Source organism: Paenibacillus zanthoxyli JH29 (assembly GCF_000520715.1).
In the GTDB taxonomy this organism is placed as follows: Bacteria; Bacillota; Bacilli; order Paenibacillales; family Paenibacillaceae; genus Paenibacillus_AQ; species Paenibacillus_AQ zanthoxyli.
This window is the reverse complement of sequence record NZ_ASSD01000420.1, coordinates 1-1,025: the sequence shown is the minus strand read 5'-3', so window position 1 is coordinate 1,025 and position 1,025 is coordinate 1. Positions and strand designations below refer to the sequence as shown.

The following is a 1,025-nucleotide window of genomic DNA, read 5'->3' as shown; positions in this document are numbered from 1 at the left end:
CCCCCCCCGCCAGTATGATGTCAGAGGCCGTATTGCTTCCAAGACCCTTATCCAGGATCAGCAGATAAATCAGCGTCACGGATGTGAACAGCAATGTGCTTCCCCTGAACAGCGCAAGATGCTGCACCGATAAGACGAGCAGGCTCCAACCTCCCAGCAGCATAAGAAGGCGGCTTGCGGCGGTCATTTCAGTGATTTTGCCGGAAAGGAGAAGGAGACCGTCATGCCCCATAGTCTGGAGGAGACCATCAGGCCAAGCCGCTCCTGCGGACGACGAGCATAAATAGAACCATGACAGCGCAAAAATGGCCGCTTGGACCGGAAGCGTACGCCAAGGAGATGCCCGGAACAACCCGGTGATAAGCAGCGCTGCGGCCATTAACGCCAGAACTCCCAGCAGCCTCTCCGTCTCCGCCCCCAAATCCATCCGGTACAGTGGACGCAGCCAGTCCGCGAACAGTCCGAACAGGGACAGGGAGAACAGAGCCCGGTAGCAGAAAGACAGTGGTTCGGGAGCAGCTCCGCCTCCGTAGTCCGTTAGTGCAGCGGTCTGCCCCATCCAAACCGTCCCGTTCATACGCCGGGACCCGGCAATATGCCGCAGTGCAGACCCTTGGTGCATAGTTCTCGATTTGCCGGACCCGGCATTATGCGGTAGTGCAGATCCTTGATGCATAGTTCCCGATTGGCCGGACCGCCGCTTCCAAAACCGGGACAGGGACGCAGAGCCGTGGCCGCTGCGCGGTCCCCCACCGCCATTCTCCCGTCCGCTGTACTGTATATTCCGCTTGTCCAATCTCTCCCGCTTGTTGGTTCTGTCCTGCCCATCCGGGTTGTTCTGCTTTGCTTCATCCGTTCCGGACGTCATCCCAGATGAGGCTGCGGAGGAGGAAGCAACAGGCTTAACGCGCCGACGGCTTGCGGGATAATTCATCCGCTGTTCCCTCCCTGCCCCTGTAGGGCAGCGCATGCTCCAAGCAGTACAGTCCCGCTCCCAGTCTGCCCAGACTGCCGCAGATCGTCGC

1 pseudogene is annotated in these 1,025 nt (G+C 59.7%); it reads right to left on the bottom strand.

Annotated features, from left to right (window positions below):
- Positions 1-934 (bottom strand): annotated as a pseudogene (locus L691_RS29120) (hypothetical protein); the annotation flags it as partial.
- Positions 935-1,025: the final 91 nt, after the last annotated feature.